The sequence below is a fragment of the Pseudomonas ovata genome (assembly GCF_003131185.1).
GTDB classification, from domain to species: Bacteria; Pseudomonadota; Gammaproteobacteria; order Pseudomonadales; family Pseudomonadaceae; genus Aquipseudomonas; species Aquipseudomonas ovata.
In genome coordinates, this window is sequence record NZ_QFFU01000010.1 from 37,267 (window position 1) to 61,885 (window position 24,619).

The window sequence follows — 24,619 nt, forward strand, 5'->3', positions numbered from 1 at the left end:
GCTGACCCGATCAGCGCTTGTCTTCGACCTTCCACGCCTTGCCGTCGTAGAACGCACGCCAGCCGGTCGGCTTGCCTTCCACTTCGGTCTGCACATATTGCTCCTTGGTCTTGCGGCTGTAACGCACCACCGCCGGACGGCCTTCAGTGTCTTTGGCCGGTGCGTCGCACAGGAAGTGATACTTGGGATCGATCTCTTCACGGTGCGGCAGCAACTCGATCACCAGAGGGGCGCGGGTTTCACGGTTTTTCGGGAACTGGCTGGCGGCCAGGAACAACCCTGAAGCCCCGTCACGCAGGATGTAGGTGTCGTCGACCTTCTCGCACTTGAGCTCCGGCATCTTGACCGGGTCCATCTTGGGCGGCGCCGCCTCACCGCTCTTGAGCAGCTTGCGGGTGTTCTTGCATTCGGCATTGGTGCAGCCGAAGAACTTGCCGAAACGGCCGGTCTTGAGCTGCATCTCGCTGCCGCACTTGTCGCATTCCAGGCTCGGACCTTCATAGCCCTTGATGCGATAGGTGCCTTCTTCGATCTCGTAGCCGGTGCAATCAGGGTTGTTACCGCAGATGTGCAGCTTGTGCTTCTCGTCGAGCAGGTAAGCATCCATCGCCGTGCTGCAGATCGGGCAGCGATGCTTGCCGCGCAGGACCCGCGATTCGGACTCGCCCTCGTCGTCTTCGGCAATCTCGTCGCCGGGGGTGAGGTTGATGGTCGCCTTGCAGCGCTCCTTGGGCGGCAGGCTGTAGCCCGAGCAGCCGAGGAACACGCCAGTGGAGGCGGTACGAATCTGCATCGGCCGGCCACAGGTCTTGCACGGGATGTCGGTCATCACCGGCTGGTTGGCGCGCATGCCGCCTTCGGCCGCCTCGGCCACTTCGAGCTTCTTGCGAAAATCGCCATAGAACTCGTCCAGCACGTTTTTCCAGTCACGCTCGCCCTGGGCCACGTCGTCGAGGTTTTCTTCCATGCCGGCGGTGAAACCGTAGTCCATCAGGTTGGAGAAACTCTCGGCCAGGCGCTCTGTGACGATATCGCCCATTTTCTCGGAATAGAACCTGCGGTTATGCAGTGCGACGTAACCACGGTCCTGGATCGTGGAAATGATCGCAGCATAGGTCGACGGACGGCCGATACCGCGCTTTTCCATCTCTTTGACCAGACTGGCCTCGGAGAAGCGGGCCGGTGGCTTGGTGAAATGCTGGCTGGGCTCCAGCGCCAGCAGCTCAAGCGCCTCGCCCTCGCCCATGTCCGGCAGCACGCTGTCATCGCCTGGCTTGGCGATCTGAGGCAGCACCTTGGTGTAGCCGTCGAATTTGAGGATGCGGCCCTTGGCACGCAGCTCATAGTCGCTGGCACTGACACTGACGGTGGTCGACAGGTACTGTGCCGGTGGCATCTGGCAGGCCACGAACTGGCGCCAGATCAGCTCATAGAGGCGCTCGGCGTCGCGCTCCATGCCTGTCAGCTTGCTTGGGTGCGTATTGACGTCCGAAGGACGGATCGCCTCGTGCGCCTCCTGGGCGCCTTCCTTGCTGCTGTAGAGGTTGGGCGCTTCGGGCAGGTACTTCTTTCCGAATTCGCTCTCGATGAAACTGCGCGCCATCTCCAGGGCATCGGCCGACAGGTTGGTCGAGTCGGTACGCATATAGGTGATGTAGCCGGCCTCGTACAGGCGCTGGGCCATCATCATGGTCTTCTTCACGCCAAAGCCGAGGCGATTGCTCGCCGCCTGCTGCAGGGTCGAGGTGATGAACGGCGCCGACGGCTTGCTGCTGGTAGGCTTGTCTTCGCGCTTGATGATGCTGTAGCTGGACGCCTTGAGCGTCTGCAGAGCGGCGGTGGCCTGGGCCTCGTTGAGCGGCTTGAAGGCCTCGCCCTTGTGCCGGGCGACTTCGAAGCGCACCTGGGCGCCCTTGGCCGTGCCCAGGTTGGCGTGCACTTCCCAGTACTCTTCGGGGTTGAACGCACGAATCTCACGCTCGCGCTCGACCACCAGCTTCACCGCCACCGATTGCACGCGACCGGCCGACAGGCCACGGGCGACCTTCTGCCAGAGCAGCGGCGAGACCATGTAGCCCACCACCCGATCGAGGAAGCGGCGCGCCTGCTGGGCGTTGACCCGGTCGATGTCCAGTTCGCCCGGCTGGGAGAAGGCTTCCTGGATGGCTTTCTTGGTGATCTCGTTGAACACCACACGCTTGAAGCGCTCGTCTTCGCCACCGATGGCTTCGCGCAGGTGCCAGGCAATGGCCTCCCCTTCGCGGTCCAAGTCCGTCGCCAGGTAGATGGTGTCGGCATCCTTGGCCAGCTTGCGCAGCTCTTCGATGACCTTTTCCTTGCCCGGCAGGATCTCGTACTGGGCTTTCCAGCCCTGATCCGGATCGACACCCATGCGCGCCACCAGTTGACGGCGGGCCTTCTCCTTGGGCGTCAGGACCGGCGCATCACCGGCCGCAGCCTTGCCGCGCTTGGCGGCAGGCTCTTTGCTGGCACTGGCCGAACCGCTGGTGGGCAGGTCACGGATATGGCCGATACTCGACTTCACCACGTACTGGTTGCCCAAATACTTGTTGATGGTCTTGGCCTTAGCCGGGGATTCCACGATGACCAGCGATTTGCCCATGGATCAGTAAATTCCTGAATACGATAAATGAAAGACAGACGCGAGCCTGCTAAAGGCACCGCTATATATAGTGGCTACAGAGTGAGGTCAAGCACGGGACTGTGCAGCAAAACCGTCGCCGGGTCGATCACCTCATGCATAAAACACGCTCTGGCTCGCGCTTTGCCCCCATGAAAGCAGGCACTGCAGCCACCTGCCTCACAGTTTTGCAACAGCGCTTGTCATGCCGCAGCGATTTTTCAGACCGCCTGATGGGCGGTTTTGACTCACGGCCTGGAAAAAAGACTTTCTTCGGCCTGGACCAAAGCAAAGCGCGGCACAGGCTCGCCGTCAACCTCGACGGTCTCCTGAAACATGTCCAGGGGCCTGACCCACATGCCGTAATCACCGTACAACGCCTGGTAGAACACCACGTACTCCTCGGTCTCGGAATGACGCGCGACGCTGAAAACCCGGTACTCGGGCCCCTTGTAGTGACGATATAGACCGGGCTGCAACAGCATCAACAGAATCCTCTTGAGTCGGGCAGAACCTGCCCTTGAAAAACCGTATCTGAAAAATACAAAAGCCGGGGCACAAGGCCCCGGCCGGTCTCACATGCGCAGAATCAGACGCGTTCGAAGACAGTCGAGATACCCTGCCCCAGACCGATACACATGGTGGCCACCCCCAGGCGACCTTCACGCTGCTTCATGACATTGAGCAAGGTGCCCGAGATCCGCGCCCCGGAACAACCGAACGGGTGCCCCAGCGCGATGGCACCGCCGTGCAGGTTAACCTTCTCGTTCATCTTGTCGAGCACCTTGAGGTCCTTGAGTACCGGCAGCGCCTGCGCAGCGAAGGCTTCATTGAGCTCGAAGTAGTCGATGTCGGCAATCGACAGGCCGGCACGCTTGAGGGCCTTCTGGGTGGCCGGTACCGGGCCGTAGCCCATGATGGCAGGGTCCACACCGGCCACGGCCATCGAACGGATCACGGCCAGCGGCTCCAGCCCCAGGTCCTTGGCACGCTGGGCTGACATCACGATCATGCACGAGGCACCGTCGGTGATCTGCGAACTGGTCCCGGCCGTGACCGTACCGCCCTTGGGATTGAAGGCCGGCTTGAGGGCCGCCAGGCCTTCAAGGGTGGTGTCGGGACGAATGGTCTCGTCTTCAGAGAAGACCTTGAGGAAACCGTCCTCGTCATACCCCTGCATCGGGATGATCTCGTCCTTGAAACGCCCCTCCACGGTGGCCTTGTGGGCCAACTGGTGCGAGCGCAGGGCGAAGGCATCCTGCTGTTCACGACTGATGCCATGCATCTTGCCCAGCAGTTCGGCGGTCAGGCCCATCATGCCCGAGGCCTTGGCCGCATGCAGCGACAGGTGCGGGTTGGGGTCCACACCGTGCATCATGCCCACATGCCCCATGTGCTCGACGCCACCGACCACGAACACATCACCGTTGCCGGTCATGATCGCCTGCGCGGCGGTGTGCAGCGCGCTCATCGACGAACCGCACAGGCGGCTGACGGTCTGCGCGGCAGCCGTGTGCGGGATCTGGGTCAGCAACGATGCCATGCGCGCAATGTTCCAGCCCTGCTCCAGGGTCTGGTTGACGCAGCCCCAGATCACGTCTTCGACTTCGCCCGGGTCGACCTTGGCATTGCGCTCCAGCAGCTTGCTGATCAGGTGCGCCGACATGTCTTCGGCGCGGGTGTTGCGGTGCATGCCGCCTTTGGAACGACCCATGGGCGTGCGACCGAAGTCGACAATCACCACATCTCTCGGATTCAGGCTCATAGGTTTACTCCTTGACAGACGCAGGACCAAAGAAGCTCTGGCCGGTACGGGCCATTTCGCGCAGCTTCGCGGTCGGTTGATACAGGGCGCCCAGCTCGGCGTAGCGATCGGCGAGGGCCACGAATTCGGCAACGCCGATCGAATCGATGTAGCGCAGGGCGCCACCACGGAACGGAGGGAAACCGATGCCGTAGATCAGGCCCATGTCGGCCTCGGCGGCGGTTTCGACGATGCCGTCTTCCAGGCAACGTACGGTTTCCAGGCACAACGGGATCATCATCCAGTTGATGATGTCGTCGTCGCTCAGCTCGCGCTGCTCATAGATGACCGGCTTGAGCACGTCGAGCACGGTGGCATCGTTGACCTTTTTCGGCTTGCCCTTCTTGTCGGTCTCATAGGCATAGAAGCCCTTGCCGTTCTTCTGCCCCAGGCGCTTGGCCTCGTAGAGGGCATCGATGGCCGAGCGGCGATCGTCCTTCATGCGGTCCGGGAAGCCTTCGGCCATCACGTCACGGCCGTGGTGGCCGGTGTCGATGCCGACCACGTCCATCAGGTAGGCCGGGCCCATGGGCCAGCCGAACTTTTCCATGATCTTGTCGATGCGCACGAAATCCACCCCGGCACTGACCAGACGGGCAAAACCGCCGAAGTACGGGAACAGCACGCGGTTGACCAGAAAGCCCGGGCAGTCATTGACCACGATCGGGTTCTTGCCCATCTTGCGGGCGTAGGCGACAGTGGTGGCCACGGCCTCTTCGCTGGATTTCTCGCCGCGAATGACTTCGACCAGCGGCATCATGTGCACCGGGTTGAAGAAGTGCATGCCGACGAAATTTTCCGGGCGCTTGAGAGCCTGGGCCAGCAGGCTGATGGAAATGGTCGAGGTGTTGGACGCCAGAATGGTGTTGTCACCCACCTGCGCCTCGACTTCGGCCAATACGGCCTGCTTGACCTTGGGGTTTTCCACGACCGCCTCGACCACCAGGTCGACATGGCCGAAATCGCCATAGGACAGGGTCGGGCGAATGGTATTGAGCGCCTCGGCCATCTTGGCCGGGGTCAGGCGGCCCTTTTCGACACGATTGCCCAACAGCTTGGCTGCTTCGTTCAGGCCCAACTGAATGGCTTCTTCGCGGATGTCCTTCATCAGGATCGGCGTGCCCTTGACGGCAGACTGGTAGGCGATGCCGCCGCCCATGATGCCGGCACCGAGTACGGCCGCCTGCTTGACCTCGCGGGCCTGGGCGTCATAGGCCTTGGCCTTGCGCTTAAGCTCCTGGTCGTTGAGAAACAGGCCGATCAGGCTCTGCGCCGCCGAGGTCTTGGCCATTTTGGCAAAACCGGCCGCTTCCACTTCAAGCGCCTTGTCGCGCCCGAAGCTGGCGGCCTTCTGGATGGTCTTGATGGCTTCGACCGGGGCCGGGTAGTTCGGGCCGGCCTGACCGGCGACGAAGCCCTTGGCGGTCTCGAAGGCCATCATCTGCTCGATGGCATTGAGCTTGAGCTTGTCGAGCTTGGGCTGGCGCTTGGCTTTGTGGTCGAACTCGCCGGCAATGGCACGCTTGACCAGGTCAAGAGCAGCTGCCTGCAGCTTGCCCGGCTCGACCACGGCATCGACCGCGCCGACTTTCAGTGCGTCTTCGGCACCGTTTTCCTTGCCGGAGGCGATCCACTCGATGGCGTTATCGGCGCCGATCAGCCTTGGCAGACGCACCGTGCCGCCAAACCCCGGGTAGATGCCCAGCTTGACTTCAGGCAGGCCGATCTTTGCGCTGCTGGACATGACGCGATAGTCGGCTGCCAGGCACATCTCAAGGCCGCCCCCCAGGGCGATGCCGTTGATGGCCACGACAGTGGGCACCTCAAGGTCTTCGAAATCGCTGAAGATGCGGTTGGCCTGCAGATTGCCGGCGACCAGATCGGCCTCGGGCAACTTGAAATTCTCGACGAACTCGGTGATGTCGGCACCGACGATGAACACGTCCTTGCCACTGGTAACGATCACACCCTTGACCGAGGCATCGGCCTTGAGGGTCTCGACCGCCTCACGCAACTCATTGAGCGTCAGGCGGTTGAACTTGTTGACGGACTCACCCTTGAGATCGAAATTCAATTCGACGATGCCACTTTCAAGAGCCTTAACCGTGATGGCTTTACCTTCGTAAATCATCAACTGATCTCCACGATATGGAAGCTGAACAATACACGCCGGACAGCAGGGTCCAACGAGACTACGACGTCGCCGTCATGAACACGCCAAATCAAAGGCAAACCCGCCGACGCGGCAGTCAGGATTCTGTCAGAAAAGTCTGACACCAAACGATCAATTCATACGCCCGTTTGATTTGGGTAGCACACCTTCATCCAAAACCGGCCAATTGTCAATTCGCCTCAAAAACCCGTGAAACCGGGCCAGCATTGAGCCTGCATGTTCCGCCTGGTCGGTATCCGCAGGCACACGCCTGCGCTGCCAATAGCGGCACCCGTGCAAAGTATGGGTCAAAGTCCAGCAGTTGCCCGTGCACCGTGGCGGTTCACATCAGCAAATTCTGAAGAAAAAAAGCGACAAAAAAGAGCAAAGCCGCTAGAGTCCAGCCATTGCCTGACACCCGCATAACAGCGTCATCACTGCGGCATTGCACCGTCAGCTCACCGCATTACCGGCCTGCCTGGCCACACCCAAGCCCGATGTTGCTATCGGGCTTTTTTATGCCTGTCATCCAGCCCTGTTCATCTGGCTGCCAGGGCCTTGAGTGTCGCATTCATATGTTGCAACACTTGTGCATCGCCGCGTTCTCCCCAATACAGCGCGACCATTTGCGTATCGGCCTCGACTTTGTAGACATCGGCCGGTAACGCCCTGAAATGGGCCATCATCTGCTCGTCTTCACAGACTTCGCGCCAGCGGTTCACCCACACCCCAGGCTCACTTTGCCAGTAAGCCCAGCAGGCTGTCTGCCCGGCCTGGCGCGGGCGGTGGTATTGGGCACAGGAGCCTGGCGGCTCGCGCTGCAGCCAGTGTGGCCACTCCTCGCGACTGAGCTGCATGCCCAGTCCCAGGCGCCGCGCCTCAAGGCGCAGGGCCATTCTGCCGTTCTGCCGACGAGTGGGCATCATCCACACCAGAGGGCTCAACATCACACAAATGATTGACAGAATGATCCAGCTCGTCATATTTCTTGCCCCCGCCTTACCCAGGCCTTACAAAAATCAATAAAACGCTGGCCCACAACGGCCTGCCCAGAAGGGCGCGAAAGGGTCATACTCGCCGCATGCAATCTTCCGGAGGATACCCTCATGCCGTACACACACATCCTGGTTGCCATAGACCTCACCGAAGAATGCGATCCGGTCATCCGCAAGGCACGCGAACTGGCCCAGGTCAGTGGTGCCAGGCTATCGACCGTCCATATCGTCGAACCCATGGCCATGGCCTTTGGTGGCGATGTGCCGATGGACCTGTCACAACTGCAACAGCAGCAGATCGACCAGGCCAAGACCAAGCTGGAGCAGATCAAACTCAAGTACCCGGACATCAAGACCGGCGAAAGCCACCTGGAATATGGCCAGCCGCGCCAGGAGATCCACAAGCTCGCCCGTGAACACAATTGCGACCTGATCGTGGTGGGCAGCCATGGCCGTCATGGCCTGGCACTGCTACTGGGCTCGACCGCCAACGATGTACTGCATGGCGCGCCATGTGACGTACTGGCCGTACGCCTGAAGAAACAGGAGTAAGCGAGCCGCCTCGAAAAACGCCCGGTATCAACCGGGCGTTTTCGTTTCATCAGTCGTCCAGTTCGGCCCAGCGCTCAAGCAGCGCATCCAGCTCGGCCTGCACCGTCTCGACCTTGGCCAGCATCGCCGTCACTTCGGCAGAGGGTCGCTGATAGAACGCCGGCTTGGCAATCTCGGCGCTCAGGGTCGCCAGTTGCGTTTCAGCCTGCTCGATCTGCCCCGGCAAGGCTTCCAGCTCGCGCTGTTCCTTGTAGCTGAGCTTCTTTCTGGCTGCAGGCGCTGCCGCCACGGGCGCGGCGGCCACAGGCGGCACCACGGCGCTCTTGAGCTCGGCCTTGCCCGACTTGCTGTCGGCCACGCCCAGCAGGCGTGGCGATCCGCCCTGGCGCAGCCAGTCCTGGTAACCGCCCACGTATTCGCGAACCTTGCCCTCGCCTTCGAACACCAGGGTGCTGGTCACCACGTTGTCGAGAAATGCCCGGTCGTGGCTGACCATCAGCACAGTGCCCTTGTAGTTGGACAGCACCTCTTCAAGCAGCTCCAGGGTCTCGACGTCCAGATCGTTGGTCGGTTCGTCGAGCACCAGCAGGTTGGCCGGCTTGCTGAACAGCTTGGCCAGCAGCAACCGTGCCCGCTCGCCCCCGGACAGTGCCTTGACCGGCGTGCGGGCACGCTGCGGGCTGAACAGGAAATCACCCAGGTAGCTCAACACATGGCGGCTCTGGCCGTCGATGTCGATGAAGTCACGCCCTTCGGCGATGTTATCGATCACCGTCTTTTCCAGTTCCAGTTGATGGCGCAACTGGTCGAAGTAGGCCACTTCCAGCTTGGTGCCGGTCTCGACCGTGCCAGACGTCGGCTGCAGGTTGTCGAGCATCAGCTTGAGCAAGGTGGTCTTGCCGGTGCCGTTGGCGCCCAGCAGGCCGATGCGGTCCTCGCGCTGCAGGACCATCGAGAAGTCCTTGATCAGTTGCGGGCCGCCCGGGTGCGCAAAGCTGACGTTGTCCAGCACGATAACCTGCTTGCCGGACTTGTCGGCCGACTCGATCAGGATATTGGCCTTGCCGGTGCGCTCACGACGTTCGCCACGCTCGACACGCAGGGCCTTCAGGGCGCGCACACGGCCTTCGTTACGGGTACGGCGGGCCTTGATGCCCTGGCGGATCCAGACCTCTTCCTGGGCCAGGCGCTTGTCGAACAGCGCGTTGGCGGTCTCTTCGGCCGACAGCATGGCTTCCTTGTGCACCAGAAAGCTGGCGTAGTCGCCATTCCAGTCGATCAGGCCGCCACGGTCCAGTTCCAGGATCCGGGTCGCCAGGTTCTGCAGGAACGAGCGGTCGTGCGTGATGAACAGCACGGCGCCCTGGAAATCCTTGAGGGCCTCTTCAAGCCAGGCAATGGCACCGATGTCCAGGTGGTTGGTCGGTTCGTCGAGCAGCAGCAGGTCGGGCTCGCACACCAGTGCCTGAGCCAGCAGCACACGCCGGCGCCAGCCACCGGACAACTCGGCCAGCGTCTTGTCGGCCGGCAGTTGCAGGCGGCTCAGGGTACTGTCGACCACTTGCTGCAGGCGCCAGCCGTCACGGGCCTCGAGCTCCTGCTGCACATGCATGAGCTGATTGAGGTCGTCTTCGGTGACGCAGTTCTGCGCCAGGTGATGGTACTGGGCAAGCAGCGCGCCGACACCGTCCAGGCCTTCGGCAACCACGTCGAACACGGTCCGCTCGTCGGCTTCGGGCAATTCTTGCGGCAATTCGCCGATCTTGAGCCCGGGCGCACGCCAGATCGAGCCCTCGTCAGGCTTCTGGCTGTCCTTGACCAGCTTCAACATGCTGGATTTGCCAGTGCCGTTGCGGCCGATGATGCACACCCGCTCGCCACGGGCGATCTGCCAGGAGACCTTGTCCAGCAATGGCATGGCGCCGAAGGCAAGGGACACATCGCTGAATTTGAGCAGGGTCATGATCTTCTCCAAAAACCGGGCGCGCATTCTACCTGAGATGGCGGGCGAATGTCGGCATCCGATGACCGGGCAATACCCTTGAAGCCCGCCACCTGCGCCCTGCGGGACAAAGATTTATTTCCAGGTGAGTCTCGATGGACGGCAATGCTTTCAACCGGAGGTGGCAAAAGGCTAAGCTAGCGGCACTTTTTACGACTCACCAGCCCGGAAGTCCCATGCGCGGTCGTTTGTTCAGCCTTGTATCCTGCCTGCTTCTCTCCATCACGGCCGCCACCCATGCCCAGGCGGCGGACCTCAGCCAACAGCGCAAACTCTATGACGAGGCCAAGCGTGCCCTGGCGCGGGGCGATACCGGGCCGTACATGGCCAGCAGCGTGGCGCTGGCCGACTACCCGCTGCAGCCCTACCTCGAATACGACGAACTGACGGCCCGCCTGAAAAGCGCCAGCAACGCCGAGATCGAGAAATTCCTGGCCGAGCATGGCGACCTGCCGCAGGCCAACTGGATGAAACTGCGCTGGCTGCGCTGGTTGTCCGAGCGCGGCGACTGGGCGACCTTCGTCAAGTACTACGACCCGAAGATGAACTTCACCGAGCTGGACTGCCTGTATGGCCAGTACCAGATCGGCCACGGTCAGCGCGCCGAAGGCTTTGCCAGCGCCGAAAAACTGTGGATGACCAGCAAGACCCTGCCCGGCGCCTGCGATGCCTTTTTCGCGCAATGGGCCGCTGCTGGCCAGTTACCCGAAGAAAAACGCTGGCAGCGTGCCAAGCTCGCCGCCCAGGCGCGCAACTACACGCTGGCCAAGACGCTGGTCGACAGCCTCACGTCCCTGGCGCCCCAGGGCAAGCTGTTGCTGGCCGTGGCGCAGAAGCCCGAGATGCTCAACAACCCGGCGCAGTTCATGCCGGTCGACGAGGCCATGTCCGATGTCGTCGGCCTGGGCCTGCGCCGCCTGGCACGCCAGGACCCGCAGAAAGCGCTGGCGATGCTCGATGGCTATGCCACCAGCCTGCGCTTTTCCCGGGAAGAGAAAGTCGAGATCGCCAAGGAGATCGGCCTGACCCTGGCGCGGCGCTATGACGACCGCGCACTGGACGTCATGACCCGCTACGACCCCGAACTGCGCGACGACACGGTCAGCGAATGGCGCATGCGCCTGCTGCTGCGCCTGGGCCGCTGGCAGGACGCCTACGACCTGGCCCGGCGCCTGCCGCCGTCGCTGGCCGACACCAACCGCTGGCGTTACTGGGAAGCGCGTGCGCTGGAGCTGGCGCAACCGAACAACCCGCAGATTCCGGCCCTGTACAAGGACGTGGCCAAGGAGCGTGATTTCTACGGTTTCCTGGCCGCCGATCGTACCCAGAACCCTTATCAGCTCAACAACAAGCCGCTGCTGCTCAGCCAGGCGCTGATCACCAAGGTGCGCAACACCCCAGGCGTGCGCCGTGCGCTGGAGTTTCATGACCGGGGCGAAATCGTCGACGGACGCCGTGAGTGGTATCACGTCAGCCGTCATTTCAGCCGCGATGAAATGGTCGCCCAGGCCAAACTGGCCTATGACCTGAAATGGTACTTCCCGGCCATTCGCACCATCAGCCAGGCGCAGTACTGGGACGATCTGGATATCCGCTTCCCGATGGCCTATCGCGACACCCTGGTGCGTGAAGCCAATCTGCGCGGTCTGCATTCAAGCTGGGTGTTTGCCATAACCCGTCAGGAAAGCGCCTTCATGGATGACGCTCGCTCAGGTGTCGGCGCCAGCGGCCTGATGCAGCTGATGCCGGCCACCGCCAAGGAGACCGCCAAGCGCTTCAATATCCCGCTGGCCTCACCGCAGCAGGTGTTGAACCCGGATACCAATATCCAGTTGGGTGCCGCGTTCCTGAGCCAGGTGCATGGCCAGTTCAATGGCAACCGGGTCCTGGCCTCGGCCGCCTACAACGCAGGTCCCGGCCGCGTGCGGCAATGGCTCAAGGGTGCCAATCACCTGGCGTTCGATGTGTGGGTCGAGAGCATTCCGTTCGACGAGACGCGCCAGTATGTGCAGAACGTGCTGTCGTATTCGGTGATCTACGGCCAGAAGCTCAACTCGCCGCAGCCGCTGGTGGATTGGCATGAACGGTTTTTTGATGATTTGTAAGGGCTGAACGGCCAGGATCCACGCTTGCGGCCGGGTTGTTCTTTGACCGGGGCGGTCTGTGAGAGAGGCTGCGACCCTCTCCCCAGCCAGACCATAGCCTGCAAGAACAACCCGCCCCCAAATCACCAGGCGTCTGCAATCAGTGTTGGCAAAGCGGCAACCGCAACAGTAAGTATGCAGGGACCTGTCAAAGGGGCTGGTAGTTGATCTGCAGGCGTGTGGCCAGACTGGCAAGTCGTTTGTCCAGCGTCCACAACCTGGCACGAGTGATCAAGGCTGATGCCAACAGGGTCATGTCGACCAGTCCGCATCCCAGACCATACAGCTTGTGCTGCTCTACAAAGGTCATCACTTCGCTTAAGGCAGGTTGCTGACAATGCTTCAAGCTGGAAAGGTCAGCCAGCGTTCGAACCCGCGCAGGCGGCGTACCGCACGCCAGCTCACCCAGGATCATAGGGTGGATCAGCACTCGATCATGCTCAAGCAATTGCACCAGGGGCTGATTGTGAGTTCGAAAGTGCGCCACCCAGATGGATGTATCGACCAATACATCCATCATTTCAAATCTTCATTTCTGCGTGGAATGTCCTTGATCGAGGGCATTGAAGAGCCAAGGGCAGCCAGGCGCTTGGCCGCCTGGACACGGACAAACGTCTGTACGGCTTCACGAAACAAATCGGCCTTGTCCATGTTGGGGTCTGCAACTTCCAGGGCGCGCGCGTACAGGGCGTCATCAATCGTAACGGTCGTTCTCATGATCGAACCTCGCTTACAACATCAATAATAATGCGAACATACATCAAACCTGATGCTGGCAGCGTGTACCTTTTAATACAATACTTGTGTTTCATAAAGGAACGACAGACGCGCAATCAACCGGCCGCTGATCTGGACGGATAGGCCTGGGGAAAGTGCGCGAAGCCACGCCATAAAGGGGGGCCTCTATAAACGCAGGCGAGGCAGTCAGCGCAACACCGACGGCGGCCCCACAAAAACAGGCGAAAAACGGTCGGAGTCACGTTCGACTTTACAGGTTGTAAATGAGCATTTTGACCGGGATCGCGCACGATCGGACTCGCGCACGGGCCTGTTTTTAACGCAGCGATGACAACGCAGGTCGTTTTCAGAGGGGTCCTAAAGGGCCCTACTCCAGCACCTCGACCGCCATCCCCACCTCCAGCTGCCCCTCCCCGTCACCCACCACGTTCTGCCCGAACAGGATCTCGCCCTCGACCTGTCGATAGGTCCTGAGCGTGGTCAAGGGTTCGCGGTCCTGGCTGCGCAGGCCGGTGGCCGGATCGATGGTGGTCAGGATGCAGCGCGAGCAGCCCTTGAGCACCCGCAACTCCATCGTACCGATACGAATGCGCTTCCAGCTGTCTTCGGCGAACGGCTCGGTCCCGCTGATCACCAGGTTGGGCCGAAAGCGCAGCATCTCCTGCGGCCGGCCGATGCGCGCCGAAAGATCGTCCAGCGAGCCCTGGCCAATCAGCAACAGCGGAAAGCCATCGGCAAATGCCACCTTGTCGGCGACCGTGCCATAGCCATCCGGCAACCAGCGCGCCCGCCCCTCGGGCATGTACACCATGCGGGCTGGCTTGCCGATAAAGGCACTGACCCAGGCGGCAGCCTCGTCACCGGCATCAGGCACCTGCAGGCTGTCGCGCCAGACCGTCACGCCACGCAGGGTATCGGCCTGATCACAGGGCACGGCCACGTCCAGCGAGCCCAGGCCCTCGGCGGCCAGCGTGACGCCACCGGTGGCATTCCACAGCACTGAAAGTTGCGACATATGCGGCAGGGCGCGCTGGGTCAGAAAACGCCCCGTGGCCGCATCGACCAGCATCCAGCGGCGATCCCCGGCCAGCCCCAGCGCATCAAGGCGGGCGCTGTCGAGCACCTCGGGCTTGCAGGACTTGAGGGGGTAACGGTAAAGCGCGCTGAGTTGTAACATGGCCATGGCCGGCTTTTCCTTGTGTGACACGAACACTTCAAGACTCGCGCCACAGCTTACAGGCTTTGCACACGTTTTAGCCTTCCAACACCATTTTCAACCGGTCGCGCACGATGTCCACCAGTTTGTCGGGCTGGAACTTGGACAGAAAGTTGTCACACCCCACCTTCTTGACCATCGATTCGTTGAAACTGCCCGACAGTGAGGTGTGCAGCACCACATACAACCCTTTCAGTCGCGGATCGTTGCGGATTTCGGTGGTCAGACGATAACCGTCCATTTCCGGCATTTCGGCGTCGGTAAAGACCATCAGCAGTTTTTCGTTCATGTCCATGCCGGTGTCGGCCCAAGCCTTGAGCATGTTCAGGCCCTTGAGGCCATCGCTGGCCGTGTGCAGCTTCAGGCCCAGCTGTGACAGGGTATCGCGCAATTGGGCCAGGGCGACCTTGGAGTCGTCCACCAGCAGCACTTCGAGCCCGTGCGCATGATCCAGGATCGGGTCTTCGAGTTTTTCGCGTGAGACCTTGGCGTTGTACGGCACGATCTCGGCCAGGACCTTTTCCACGTCGATCACTTCCACCAACTGGTCATCGACCTTGCTGATGGCCGTCAGGTAATGCTGGCGACCGGCACTGGCCGGCGGTGGCATGATCGCTTCCCAGTTCAGGTTGATGATGCGATCGACGCCCCCGACCAGAAACGCCTGCACCGTACGGTTGTACTCGGTCACGATGATGGTGCTCTCCGGGCCTGGCACCAGCGGGCGCATGCCGATGGCCTGGGACAGGTCGATCACCGGCAGGGTCTGGCCACGCAGGTTGACCACGCCGCACACGAACGAATGACGCTGCGGCATGAGCGTCAGCTTGGGCAACTGCAGCACTTCCTGGACCTTGAATACGTTGATCGCGAACAACTGACGACCGGCCAGGCGGAACATGAGGATTTCCAGGCGATTCTCGCCCACCAATTGTGTGCGCTGATCTACTGTGTCGAGAATGCCGGCCATTTATAGCTCCTGAAGCGTTGATAACGATGAGTCTGCCAGCCGGTTTATCGGCTGGAAAACGCCAGACCTTAGCGACCCTTGAAGGCTATTTGCAGTCAATCGGAGTCATTGATGTCATACAGGCATCATGCTTGAGTGGTGCCTTGATTGCCACTGCCCGACAGGCCTGCAAGCCCTCCCGCAAAGCCAATTGGAATGCCCGAGCGTAAGGGTAAGCCTGAGTCCGGCTCGGGGCGCGCCCGATACTCGTCATATTCGATAGCCATTATTGTGACGACCTTCTCAACGCATGAATGGAGTCAGGCCGTTGACCGTGCTTCAGGATTTGCGACCCTTACACCTGCCCGGGCGCTATTGCGCGTCCGGGTGCGCGCCTGCTGCAGCCTCTGTCGTGCGTTCAAAGCGGTTGAATATCACAGCCAGGCAACATTCAGAAACGCCCTACAGACTTTCCAACAAAACCAAAATTAACTGTCAGGCATTCATAACGCGCGCCCTGTGTGCGCTATCCATTGAGCATGGAGATCAAGGATGCTGAACAGCAATCAATGGTTGCATCGACACGATCAATTCGTGACCCAGTCCCAGGCATTGCTGCACCGGTTGCACGAATGCGTGACTCATCTGGAAATGATCGCCGATGACGAAGATGCCATCGCCTGCCTGCAAGCGACCCTGCTCAGCCTTACCGAGCAGGCCGCCGGCGCCTCGCTGGACACTATGGCGGCCTTCACCCTGCAACTGCAGCAACGCCTGGCGCGGTTGATCGATAGCCATGGCTTGAGCCTTGAGGCCATCGCCACACTCAGGCACTGCCTGGGCCTGCTGGCCTGGCAACTGGAACTGATCGACCCGCACACCGGCGAGTTGCCGCTGGACGATGATGATCAGCATCGGTTGCTCGCCAGGCTCGGCGATCAGGCAGCAACCGCTACGCCCCCAGGCGTCAGTCAGCGCGACTGAGCCAGGGCGTTTCGCTGGCACCCAAGAGCGCGGACCCCGTTGGCAAATGCACCCGCAAGGCCGCCGGCCGCGCACTGAAACGCATCGATTTGATCGACAACGGCTCGCCATCAAGGTTGATGTCCAGGCCTTGTGCCGACTTGATCTCGACCCACGGCAGGCGGGCGCGGACAAACATGTTCTCGATACCCAGCCCGCCGGACAGCAGGCTCTTGAGCGTACCGACCAGTTCTTGCGGGGCCGGCAGGATACTGATGTCCAGCAGGCCATCATCGGCCAGCGCCGTGGGGCACAGTTCATGGCCACCGCCGGCCTGGCGTCCGTTACCGATACCCAGTGCCAGCAGGTCGCCGCTCCATTGGAAGTCAGGGCCGCTCAACTCGCCATAGGCCGCATGCAGTTCACTGAAACGGCTCAACCCGGTGAACAGATAGGCGGCACCGCCCAGGACCTTTTTCAGGTCTTCAGAGGTATTGGCCGTCACCTGGCTGCCGAAGCCGCCGGTGGCCATGTTGAGAAACAGCTTGCCGTCCACCTCGCCCAGGTCAACCGGGCGTGCCGGGGCGTCCAGCAAGTCCATGGCGGCATCGACCTCCAGCGGCACACCGGCGGCACGGGCAAAGTCATTGGCCGTGCCCAGGGGCAGGATCACCAGGCTCAACGGATCATCATCGCCCACTGGCACGTCGCTCAAGGCCAGCGCCTCGGCGATGTCGCGCAAGGTGCCGTCGCCACCGCCGGCAATCACCCGTCGATGACCGGCGGCCAGGGCCTCGGCGACCAGCCGTTGCGCGTCGCCACCTTCCCAGGTCAGGCGCACATCCAGCTCCCAGCCCTCCTCGCGCTTGCGGCTGACGGCACTGCGTACATCCTCATTGAGCGACTGCTTGCCATGAAGAATCAGAATCGCTCTGCGTTGAGCCATGACGGTCCCCTGTAATCGATGATGGTTGCCACGTCCGCGCCGGACGCCGGGCGTTGCCCTGGGCAGGTTCGTCGCGGGCGGCGGGCGATACCTGCATATGACCCTGGCCAAAACAAAAGCGCTCGCGAGCGCCAGTAATTTTTTCGTGCCCCGGCCAGCGCCTGCATCGGCCCGGTTTTATTGGGGAAAGAAACTGCAGGCGGGCGGTTTGCACGTTCGCTGTCCGGCAAATCCGCGTGTCAAACCCGACGTTTTTTGTTGCATGGGCTTTACTGTCAAAAAGCCTGACCGAGAGCGGCTTCTGTTCGCCATCACAGATACGTCCTACATGAAAACAAGGCATTAGCTATAGCAATCGTCAGAACTGTTAACAAGTGACTGAAAATCCAAGGAGCAATAAACCTGCAAACGCCAAAACAATGACTATATTTCCCAGCTCTTACAAATAGACATTTTTTTGACCTTCTCCTGTCAAGCCATGGATTTCAAGGACCGACGCTTGAGCAAAGGATCGACACGCAGTGAGGAAACCCTATGCGGTTGCAGCCCGTCGACAGTCTGTCGCTGACCCGAACCAGCCTGGTGGAGTATTTCCTGTTCGGCATTCGCCTAGCCCATGGCCTGGCCTGCGTGGTGCCGGGGTTGGTAATCCTGGCACTGGAGCCTGCGATCCAGGTCGATCAGGCCAAGGGGCAGTTGGGCATGCTGCTGGTCTTCGGCCTGATCTGCGTGATGATGTTCCAGGCGCTGGGCGTGTATTCCGAGGCCTTGTTCAGCAACTCGCTGCGCATGCGCATGATCCTGTTCGCCTGGACGGCGGCCTTCGGCCTGTTGTTGATCATGCATCACTTCATGCAAGTGCTGCAGTCGGTGAGCCAGGACGCGCTGCTGGTCTGGTACCTGTCGACCCTGGCCCTGCTGTGCCTGCTGCGCCTGCTGTTACTGGTGCTGTTCCGCCACCTGATGAAGAAAGGCCTGTTCCTGCAAAACGCGGTGATTCTGGGCGCCACCGAGAACGGCCTGCGCCTGGCCGAATACCTGCTCCAGCATCAGGACATTCGTTCGGGGGTCAGCGGTTTCATCGACGATCGCATCGGGCGCATGCCCAAGACCGTTGCCAACCTGCCGCTGCTGGGCAATACCGGCGACCTGGAGCGCCTGATCCGCGAAGACAAGGTCACCCAGGTGCTGGTGGCCCTGCCCTGGACGGCCGAAAACCGCATGGACTACATCATTCGCGAGCTACGCCGGTTGCCGGTCAATGTGCTGCTGGTGCCGGACATGATTGCCTTTCGCCACACCCATAACCGCATCACCGAAGTGGCCAGCCTGCCGATGTTCAATGCCTCGGATGTGCCGCTCAACGGCTGGTCGCCGTTCATCAAGCGCGCCGAGGACATCGTGCTGTCGTCACTGGCCGTGGCCCTCTTGTCTCCGGTCATGCTGCTGGTGGCTGTTGCCATCAAACTCGACTCCAGGGGCCCGGTGCTGTTCCGGCAGAAACGCTACGGCTACAACAACCGCCTGATCGAGGTCTTCAAGTTTCGCTCCATGCATCAGCACCAGGCCGATGCCACGGCGGAAAACCAAACCACCCGCCACGACGCCAGGGTCACGCGGGTCGGTCGCTTCATCCGTAAAACCAGCCTGGATGAGCTGCCACAGCTGTTCAATGTGGTGGCCGGCACCATGTCCATGGTGGGCCCGCGCCCCCATGCCACAGCCACCAAAGCGGCCGGCATTCTCTTCGAGCAAGCGGTCAAGGAGTACACCTCGCGGCATCGCGTCAAACCGGGCATTACAGGACTTGCGCAGATCAACGGCTACAGGGGTGAGACAGATACCGTGGAAAAAATCGAGAAGCGCGTCGAATTCGATCTTGAGTACATCGAAAACTGGTCCGTCTGGTTCGATCTCTACATCCTTCTGCGCACGGTTCCGGCCGTGCTGCTCAACCGAGAGGTTTATTGATTGATGAGTACCCTCATCCCTTGCATCATCGCCGGCGGTTCCGGCACCCGGCTATGGCCGGTCTCGCGCCAGGCCATGCCCAAGCCGTTCATGCGCCTGCCCGATGGCGAAAGCCTGCTGCAAAAGACCTTCAACCGCGCCACCGGCATTCCCCAGGTCGAACACCTGCTGACCGTCACCAACCGTGAAGTGTATTTCCGCACGGTCGACGACTACCGGCCGCTGAATAAAAAGCGCGCCAGACTCGACTTCATCCTGGAGCCGGTGGGACGCAACACGGCACCGGCCATCGTGGCCGCTGCGCTGCACGTGGCCACGTTGTACGGCGAGGATGCGCAGATGCTGATCCTGCCGGCCGACCACCTGATCTCGGACATTGAGGCCTTTCAGGCCGCCGTGGCCCAGGCCCGGCACCTGGCCGAACAGGGCTGGCTGGTGACCTTCGGGATTGTGCCCGACAAAGCGGAAACCGGCTTTGGCTACATCGAAAAGGGCCAGAAGCTCAATGGCGACGGCTACCAGGTGGCGCGCTTTGTCGAAAAACCCGACGCCGACACGGCCAAGGCCTGGGTCGACGGCGGGCTGCACCTGTGGAATGCCGGCATGTTCTGCCTGCGCGCCGACACCCTGCTGGCCGAGATGCGCCTGCATGCCCCCGAGGTGCTCGACGCAGTCAGCGCCTGCCTGGCCCACAGCACCACCAAGCAAGGCAGCCATGAATTACAGGTCGAGCTGGACAATGACCTGTTCGCCCAGGTGCCGGACATTTCCATCGACTACGCCCTGCTGGAGCACTCGGCCAGAGTGGCGGTGGTGCCCTGCCAACTGGGCTGGAGCGACATTGGCTCCTGGCAGGCCCTGCGCGAACTGACGCCGGCCGACGCCCAGGGCAACCAGTGCAACGGCCAGACCGTGCTGCACGAGGTCACCAACTGTTTCATCGACTCGCCCAAGCGCCTGGTCGGCGCGGTCGGCCTGGACAACCTGATTATCATCGACACCCCCGACGCCCTGCTGATCGCTGACGGCAACCGCAGCCAGGACGTCAAGCTCATCGCCCAGGAACTCAAGCGCCAGGACCACGAAGCCTATCGCCTGCACCGCACCGTCACCCGGCCGTGGGGCACCTACACCGTGCTTGAGGAGGGCAAGCGCTTCAAGATCAAGCGCATCGTGGTGCACCCGCAGGCTTCGCTGTCGTTGCAGATGCATCACCACCGCAGCGAGCACTGGATCGTGGTCAGCGGCATGGCCACGGTCACCAATGGCGAGCGCGAATTCATGCTCGACACCAACGAGTCGACCTTTATCAAGCCCGGCCACACTCACCGTCTGGTCAACCCCGGGGTCATCGACCTGGTGATGATCGAGGTGCAGAGCGGCGAGTACCTGGGCGAAGACGACATCGTGCGCTTTACCGACATCTACGGGCGCGTGCCGGCCCAGACCGCCAAGGCCTGAACCGCTGCGTGACCGGCCGCGTGTGCGTTCTGGCACGCGGCACTTGCAACCCGGCGCTGTGGGCCGGCATGTTTTCCCCGTCAGGGAGCTGTATTCATGGATCGGATGTATATGCGCCCTTTCAAATCCGTGCTGCTGGCCGCCTGCCTGCTGGCGCTCGGTGCCTGCAACACCCCGGCCAGGGTCGGCGTACCGGACGACAGCGCCTTGATCGAGGCCGGCCGCACCGCCGGGCTTGCGCTGGCCGGCAAGCCGTTGCCGGCGCAGAAGATTCGAGCCGGCGACACGTTGCGTATCGTGCGCAACACCGGCGAGCCGCCGACCATTTCGGCCTTCACGGCCAACACCCTCTATGAACTGACGCTGTTTCAGGTGCTCACCGACGGCACCTTTTCCTATCCCTGGGTCGGCACCGTACAAGCTGCCGGCCTGACCGTCCCGCAACTGACCGCGCACCTGCAGAACCAGCTCAAGGACATCTATCGCGAGACCGCGATGACCATCAACATCAACCAGGCGCCGGGCAACACGGTGTTCATCGGTGGCGCGGTGCGCAACTCGACCAACCTGCCGGTGACCGTCGCCACTACCCTGGACCAGGCCATCATCGGCGCCGGCGGCGTGGCCCCTGACGGCGACGCGCAACTGGTGGCCTTGCTGCGCCAGGAAGACAACGGCCTCTACAAGACCTATTTCTTCGACTACAGCAAGATGCTCTGGTCCAGCCCCCAGGCGCCCCGGGGTCCGGTACTGCTGCAACGCGGCGATGTGGTGTTCGTGCCCAAATCCACGGTCGGCAACAAGGCCGATGGCGTCAACCTGTACTTCAACCAGTTGATCCCGTTCTCCAAGTCCCTGGGCTTTGGCGTGAATTACGAGTTGCAGAACTAACTGTCAGGGAAAAGACACATGATCAACATCCGTTCATTTCGTGATCTGCTGCGCCTGTTTTTCATTTTCAGGCGTGAAGTGCAGACCACGGTGCTGGTGACGTTTGTCATCGTGGTGCTGGGTGCCTTCCTGCTGCCCAACCGCTACGAGTCCACCGCCCTGCTGCTGGTCAAGCCTGGCCGCGACAGCAGCACGGTGCCGATCGAGCTGTCCAACCGCCAGTCGATCGTGTTGCCCAGTGCCTTGCGCGACCCGTTGCTGGACGAAGAACGGATGCTCACCGGCCGACCGATCACCCGTACGGTGGCCGAAAAATACCTGGCCGAAATGTCCAAGGCCCGGGAAGAAGCGGGCTTCATGGGTTCGGTCAAGAACCTGCTCAAGGATTCGGTCTACGCAGTGTTCGACACCGTGCACCGGTTGTTCGAACTGATCGGCCTGGCCGAACGGCGCTCGGCAGCCGAGCGCCTGGCCGAGAACCTGGAAAAGGGCTTCAAGGTGCGCCACGAGCCAGGCTCGTCGGTCATGGAACTGACCTTCACCTGGGACGATCCGGCCGTGGCCCAGGACGTGCTGCGCAACTGGATCGAGGAGTACCAGCTGCAACGCACCAAGACCCTGGGCCGGGTCAGCCTGTATACGTTCTTCGACACCGAGGTCAAGGAAACCGGCGCCAATATCATCGTCTACAAGAAACAGATCCAGACCTACCTCAACCAGTTGGGCGCCGTCAGCATTTCCCAGCGCCTGGCCGATACCTCCCAGGGCCTGAACGACCTGCGCACCGAACGCAACAACACCATCCGCGCCATCGCCTCGACCAAGGCCGGCCTGGAAACCCTGAAAAAACAACTGGCCAGTCAGCCCAAGACCGTCTCCGCCGGTCGCGAACTGACCTTGAACCCCAATCGCCAGGACCTGCAGAACCGCATCAACGCCAAGGAAGTCGAGCGCCAGGAACTGCGCCGGACCTTCTTCGACACCGCCCCACCGATCCGGGCGATCAGCGAGGAAATCGATAACATCAAGAAGTTGCTCAAGGAGCAGGAAACGACCGTACAGCGCTCGGAAAGCATCACCCCCAACCCGATCTACAACCGCATGCAGAACGTCTACGCCGACCAGCAGACCAGCTATGCGCGGCTGCTGACCCAGTTGACCGAGCAAGACACGCAACTGGCCCAACTGGAAAAGGACCGGCTACAGGCCCTGAGCCTGGAACCCGAGCTGTCGCGCCTGCAAAGCGAACTGGACGCCGCCGAAAAAAGCTACGCCCTGTATTCCGACAGCCTGGAAAAGGCCCGTATCGACCGTGAACTGGACAACAGCCAGATCAGCAACATCGCCTTGATCGAAGAAGCCACCCTCAACCCGAGCCGGGTCTTCCCCAAAAGCATGCTGATGCTGTTGCTGGCCCTGCCGTTGAGCCTGCTGGTGGGCCTGCTGGCGCTGTACTTCTTCTACCTGCTGGACCAGCGCATCCACGACGGCGACAAGATCGAAAGCCGCTTCGGGGTGCCGGTGTGGACCAGCCTGCCAGACCTGGAACGCGCCCAGGAACGCAGTGCGGCGTTCACTTCCAACCTGCACCGGGTGTACGGCATCCTGCCGCTCCAGCAGGTAGCGGAAAGAGGCCTGGCCATCGGCTTTACTTCCGAGCACCCCGGCGAAGGGGTGAAGTTCGTGATTGCGCGCCTGAAGAACGTGCTGGTCGAACACGGCCACCGTGTACGCACCGAAGGCGCGGGCCCGGCCAGCCCCGGCGAGATCGTCCTGATCGACGCCTCGGGCCTGTACGGCAACGACCAGCCGTTCGTACTGCTGCGCGAGGCCGACCTGATCGTGCTGGTGGTGCGTGCGCAACAGACCACCGTGCCGATGCTCGAAGACGCCCTGACCACGTTGAACACCGCCTTCAAGCGGGTCGACGGCATCATTCTCAACCGTCGCCGCTTCGAAGTGCCGGAAAAAGTGCTCAGGTTCATCAAGCGCCTGGGGAGCCGTGCCTGATGCGTATTGCCCTGCTCGCCCCGCTGCCGCCCGAACAGAACGGCATTGCCGATTATGCCGGCCATCTGCGCCAGGCCTTGCAGGCGCTGGATGTCGAGGTACTGACACCCTTGCAGGGCATGGGCAACGACCCCCGACAGGCCCGGCAGCGGGTGCTCGACACCGACTGGCAAGGCATCGACCTGGTGCACGCTGAACTGGGCGGCGGCCGGCTGGCCGAGTTTCGCGCCTTGCAGACCCTGCACCAGCGCTGGCCAGGGTTGCCGCTGACCGCCACCGTGCATGACCCGGAGCGGCTGGTCTGGCGCCTGGAAAGCCTGCCCTGGCCGCTGTCGCTGGCCAACCGCCTGCCAGCCCCTGCCACACAGGTGGCCACCGTCCTGGCCGACCCGTTGTGCCTGCGTCAGGAACGGCAACTGGCCAGGGGCATGACCCGCCTGGTGACGCTGACGCGCACCGGCAGCCAGAGCCTGCGCCAGCGCATGGGCTTGCATGAGCAACAAATGGTGGTTATCCCCCACGGCAACCTGGACATCGCACCCGTGCCCCTGCCGCCCTTGCAACCGCTGCGCCTGCTGTACTTCGGCTTTATCTACCGTGGCAAAGGTATCGAGGACCTGCTCGACGCGCTGGCGGGGCTGTTCGTCAGCCAGCCGGCCCTACGCCAGAGCGTGCGCCTGACCCTGGCCGGCGGCAGCGAGCCGGAAATGGCCTTCGCTGGCGCCGGCAGTTACCTCGACCAGTTGCGCCTGCGCATCCGCCAACTGGGCTTGAGCGATTTGATCGACTGGCAACTGGACCTGCCGGCCGAGCACATTGCCAGCGTGATCCAGGCCCACCATGTGATGGTCCTGCCGTACCGCGAGTCGAGCAAGCTCAGGCTGCTGGGCCAGTTGCGCGGCACCAGCGGGGCCTTGTCGTGGGCCGTGGCCTGCGGGCGTGGGGTGATCACCTCCGATGCCCGCTCGTTTGCCGAGGAGGTCTCGCATGGCAACGGCGCGCTGTACCCGCAAGGTAACGTCGCGGCCCTGGGCCAGGCGCTGGCGCACTTGTGCAGCCAACCGCATCAGGCCCAGGACTGGGCCGGGCACGCCGCGCAACTGGGCCGGCACAGGGTCTGGCCACACACGGCCGAGCGCTTTCGCGAAATGTTCCAGCATGCCTGTCAGGCGAGGTGAATGACC

The 24,619-nt window shown here is 61.8% G+C and carries 19 protein-coding genes; 8 read left to right on the forward strand and 11 right to left on the reverse strand.

All coding sequences use genetic code 11. The features are described 5' to 3' along the window. Window positions 1-10 precede the first annotated feature (10 nt). The 5 genes from topA to DGA31_RS15160 all read right to left on the reverse strand — a co-directional run bounded on the left by topA (window position 11) and on the right by DGA31_RS15160 (window position 7,580). Complete coding sequence (gene topA / locus DGA31_RS15140; protein WP_056838965.1) at window positions 11-2,623, reverse strand: type I DNA topoisomerase; 2,613 nt, start codon at window positions 2,621-2,623, stop codon at window positions 11-13. Between the two features lie 266 nt (window positions 2,624-2,889). Beyond that, window positions 2,890-3,126 carry a DUF1653 domain-containing protein gene (locus DGA31_RS15145; protein ID WP_109513107.1) on the reverse strand — a complete coding sequence of 79 codons (237 nt, stop codon included), beginning with the start codon at window positions 3,124-3,126 and terminating at the stop codon, window positions 2,890-2,892. 104 nt (window positions 3,127-3,230) lie between these two features. Continuing rightward, a complete protein-coding gene (gene fadA, locus DGA31_RS15150; RefSeq protein WP_056838961.1) occupies window positions 3,231-4,406 on the reverse strand; it encodes an acetyl-CoA C-acyltransferase FadA in 1,176 nt (391 codons plus the stop codon). 4 nt (window positions 4,407-4,410) lie between these two features. Further along, a complete protein-coding gene (gene fadB, locus DGA31_RS15155) occupies window positions 4,411-6,576 on the reverse strand; it encodes a fatty acid oxidation complex subunit alpha FadB (protein WP_109513108.1) in 2,166 nt (721 codons plus the stop codon). A gap of 560 nt (window positions 6,577-7,136) precedes the next feature. Beyond that, a complete protein-coding gene (locus DGA31_RS15160) occupies window positions 7,137-7,580 on the reverse strand; it encodes a hypothetical protein (protein ID WP_056838957.1) in 444 nt (147 codons plus the stop codon). 123 nt (window positions 7,581-7,703) lie between these two features. Between DGA31_RS15160 and DGA31_RS15165 the strand changes: the two genes are divergently transcribed. Beyond that, window positions 7,704-8,144 carry a universal stress protein gene (locus DGA31_RS15165; RefSeq protein WP_056838955.1) on the forward strand — a complete coding sequence of 147 codons (441 nt, stop codon included), beginning with the start codon at window positions 7,704-7,706 and terminating at the stop codon, window positions 8,142-8,144. A gap of 49 nt (window positions 8,145-8,193) precedes the next feature. On the opposite strand, the gene DGA31_RS15170 is transcribed toward DGA31_RS15165, so the two are convergent. After that, entirely contained in the window at window positions 8,194-10,107 is a 1,914-nt protein-coding gene (locus DGA31_RS15170) for an ATP-binding cassette domain-containing protein (protein WP_056838953.1), read from the reverse strand. Window positions 10,108-10,322: 215 nt separating this feature from the next. Here DGA31_RS15170 and DGA31_RS15175 point away from each other — a divergent pair, with 215 nt between their 5' ends. Next, on the forward strand, window positions 10,323-12,251 hold the full coding sequence (locus tag DGA31_RS15175) for a transglycosylase SLT domain-containing protein (RefSeq protein WP_109513109.1): 1,929 nt from the start codon (window positions 10,323-10,325) through the stop codon (window positions 12,249-12,251). A 187-nt stretch (window positions 12,252-12,438) separates the two neighbouring features. Here the strand turns inward: DGA31_RS15175 and DGA31_RS15180 are convergent, their stop codons facing one another. The 4 genes from DGA31_RS15180 to DGA31_RS15195 form a co-directional block, all read right to left on the reverse strand. Next, a complete protein-coding gene (locus tag DGA31_RS15180; protein ID WP_177339463.1) occupies window positions 12,439-12,810 on the reverse strand; it encodes a type II toxin-antitoxin system VapC family toxin in 372 nt (123 codons plus the stop codon). Beyond that, window positions 12,807-13,007: a type II toxin-antitoxin system VapB family antitoxin gene (locus DGA31_RS15185; RefSeq protein ID WP_056838948.1), complete on the reverse strand. Its 201-nt coding sequence runs from the start codon at window positions 13,005-13,007 to the stop codon at window positions 12,807-12,809. Before DGA31_RS15185 ends, DGA31_RS15180 begins: the two co-directional genes overlap by 4 nt. Before the next feature lie 388 nt (window positions 13,008-13,395). Continuing rightward, window positions 13,396-14,205: an MOSC domain-containing protein gene (locus tag DGA31_RS15190; protein ID WP_109513190.1), complete on the reverse strand. Its 810-nt coding sequence runs from the start codon at window positions 14,203-14,205 to the stop codon at window positions 13,396-13,398. 76 nt (window positions 14,206-14,281) lie between these two features. Further along, a complete protein-coding gene (locus DGA31_RS15195; protein ID WP_056838946.1) occupies window positions 14,282-15,214 on the reverse strand; it encodes a chemotaxis protein CheV in 933 nt (310 codons plus the stop codon). 531 nt (window positions 15,215-15,745) lie between these two features. Between DGA31_RS15195 and DGA31_RS15200 the strand changes: the two genes are divergently transcribed. After that, the gene (locus tag DGA31_RS15200) at window positions 15,746-16,177 is read left to right on the forward strand and encodes a hypothetical protein (protein WP_109513110.1); all 432 of its coding nucleotides are present in this window, start codon (window positions 15,746-15,748) and stop codon (window positions 16,175-16,177) included. Here DGA31_RS15200 and yegS read toward each other — a convergent pair. After that, window positions 16,161-17,102: a lipid kinase YegS gene (gene yegS, locus DGA31_RS15205; protein WP_109513111.1), complete on the reverse strand. Its 942-nt coding sequence runs from the start codon at window positions 17,100-17,102 to the stop codon at window positions 16,161-16,163. The two genes, DGA31_RS15200 and yegS, sit on opposite strands and share 17 nt — an antisense overlap. 534 nt (window positions 17,103-17,636) lie before the next feature. Between yegS and DGA31_RS15210 the strand changes: the two genes are divergently transcribed. From DGA31_RS15210 to DGA31_RS15230, 5 genes are all read left to right on the forward strand, one after another. Beyond that, complete coding sequence (locus DGA31_RS15210; protein WP_109513112.1) at window positions 17,637-19,073, forward strand: undecaprenyl-phosphate glucose phosphotransferase; 1,437 nt, start codon at window positions 17,637-17,639, stop codon at window positions 19,071-19,073. A gap of 3 nt (window positions 19,074-19,076) precedes the next feature. Then, entirely contained in the window at window positions 19,077-20,534 is a 1,458-nt protein-coding gene (locus DGA31_RS15215; protein WP_109513113.1) for a mannose-1-phosphate guanylyltransferase/mannose-6-phosphate isomerase, read from the forward strand. A 111-nt stretch (window positions 20,535-20,645) separates the two neighbouring features. After that, window positions 20,646-21,425: a polysaccharide biosynthesis/export family protein gene (locus tag DGA31_RS15220; protein ID WP_109513114.1), complete on the forward strand. Its 780-nt coding sequence runs from the start codon at window positions 20,646-20,648 to the stop codon at window positions 21,423-21,425. Window positions 21,426-21,443: 18 nt separating this feature from the next. After that, window positions 21,444-23,435: an exopolysaccharide transport family protein gene (locus DGA31_RS15225; RefSeq protein WP_109513115.1), complete on the forward strand. Its 1,992-nt coding sequence runs from the start codon at window positions 21,444-21,446 to the stop codon at window positions 23,433-23,435. Continuing rightward, window positions 23,435-24,613, forward strand: coding sequence for a glycosyltransferase (locus DGA31_RS15230; protein WP_109513116.1), 1,179 nt, complete (start codon window positions 23,435-23,437; stop codon window positions 24,611-24,613). The genes DGA31_RS15225 and DGA31_RS15230 overlap by 1 nt, the downstream gene beginning before the upstream one ends. The last annotated feature ends 6 nt before the right edge of the window (window positions 24,614-24,619 follow it).

Bases quoted from the DNA above. Each gene is read 5' to 3' on its own strand.
- DGA31_RS15195 (WP_056838946.1), bottom strand. From the start codon at position 15,214: ATGGCCGGCATTCTCGACACAGTAGATCAGCGCACACAATTGGTGGGC.
- DGA31_RS15185 (WP_056838948.1), bottom strand. From the start codon at position 13,007: ATGAGAACGACCGTTACGATTGATGACGCCCTGTACGCGCGCGCCCTG.
- fadA (WP_056838961.1), bottom strand. From the start codon at position 4,406: ATGAGCCTGAATCCGAGAGATGTGGTGATTGTCGACTTCGGTCGCACG.
- DGA31_RS15180 (WP_177339463.1), bottom strand. From the start codon at position 12,810: ATGATGGATGTATTGGTCGATACATCCATCTGGGTGGCGCACTTTCGA.
- DGA31_RS15175 (WP_109513109.1), top strand. From the start codon at position 10,323: ATGCGCGGTCGTTTGTTCAGCCTTGTATCCTGCCTGCTTCTCTCCATC.
- DGA31_RS15225 (WP_109513115.1), top strand. From the start codon at position 21,444: ATGATCAACATCCGTTCATTTCGTGATCTGCTGCGCCTGTTTTTCATT.
- DGA31_RS15165 (WP_056838955.1), top strand. From the start codon at position 7,704: ATGCCGTACACACACATCCTGGTTGCCATAGACCTCACCGAAGAATGC.
- DGA31_RS15170 (WP_056838953.1), bottom strand. From the start codon at position 10,107: ATGACCCTGCTCAAATTCAGCGATGTGTCCCTTGCCTTCGGCGCCATG.
- DGA31_RS15145 (WP_109513107.1), bottom strand. From the start codon at position 3,126: ATGCTGTTGCAGCCCGGTCTATATCGTCACTACAAGGGGCCCGAGTAC.
- yegS (WP_109513111.1), bottom strand. From the start codon at position 17,102: ATGGCTCAACGCAGAGCGATTCTGATTCTTCATGGCAAGCAGTCGCTC.
- DGA31_RS15220 (WP_109513114.1), top strand. From the start codon at position 20,646: ATGCGCCCTTTCAAATCCGTGCTGCTGGCCGCCTGCCTGCTGGCGCTC.
- DGA31_RS15160 (WP_056838957.1), bottom strand. From the start codon at position 7,580: ATGACGAGCTGGATCATTCTGTCAATCATTTGTGTGATGTTGAGCCCT.
- DGA31_RS15190 (WP_109513190.1), bottom strand. From the start codon at position 14,205: ATGTTACAACTCAGCGCGCTTTACCGTTACCCCCTCAAGTCCTGCAAG.
- fadB (WP_109513108.1), bottom strand. From the start codon at position 6,576: ATGATTTACGAAGGTAAAGCCATCACGGTTAAGGCTCTTGAAAGTGGC.
- topA (WP_056838965.1), bottom strand. From the start codon at position 2,623: ATGGGCAAATCGCTGGTCATCGTGGAATCCCCGGCTAAGGCCAAGACC.
- DGA31_RS15200 (WP_109513110.1), top strand. From the start codon at position 15,746: ATGCTGAACAGCAATCAATGGTTGCATCGACACGATCAATTCGTGACC.
- DGA31_RS15215 (WP_109513113.1), top strand. From the start codon at position 19,077: ATGAGTACCCTCATCCCTTGCATCATCGCCGGCGGTTCCGGCACCCGG.
- DGA31_RS15210 (WP_109513112.1), top strand. From the start codon at position 17,637: ATGCGGTTGCAGCCCGTCGACAGTCTGTCGCTGACCCGAACCAGCCTG.
- DGA31_RS15230 (WP_109513116.1), top strand. From the start codon at position 23,435: ATGCGTATTGCCCTGCTCGCCCCGCTGCCGCCCGAACAGAACGGCATT.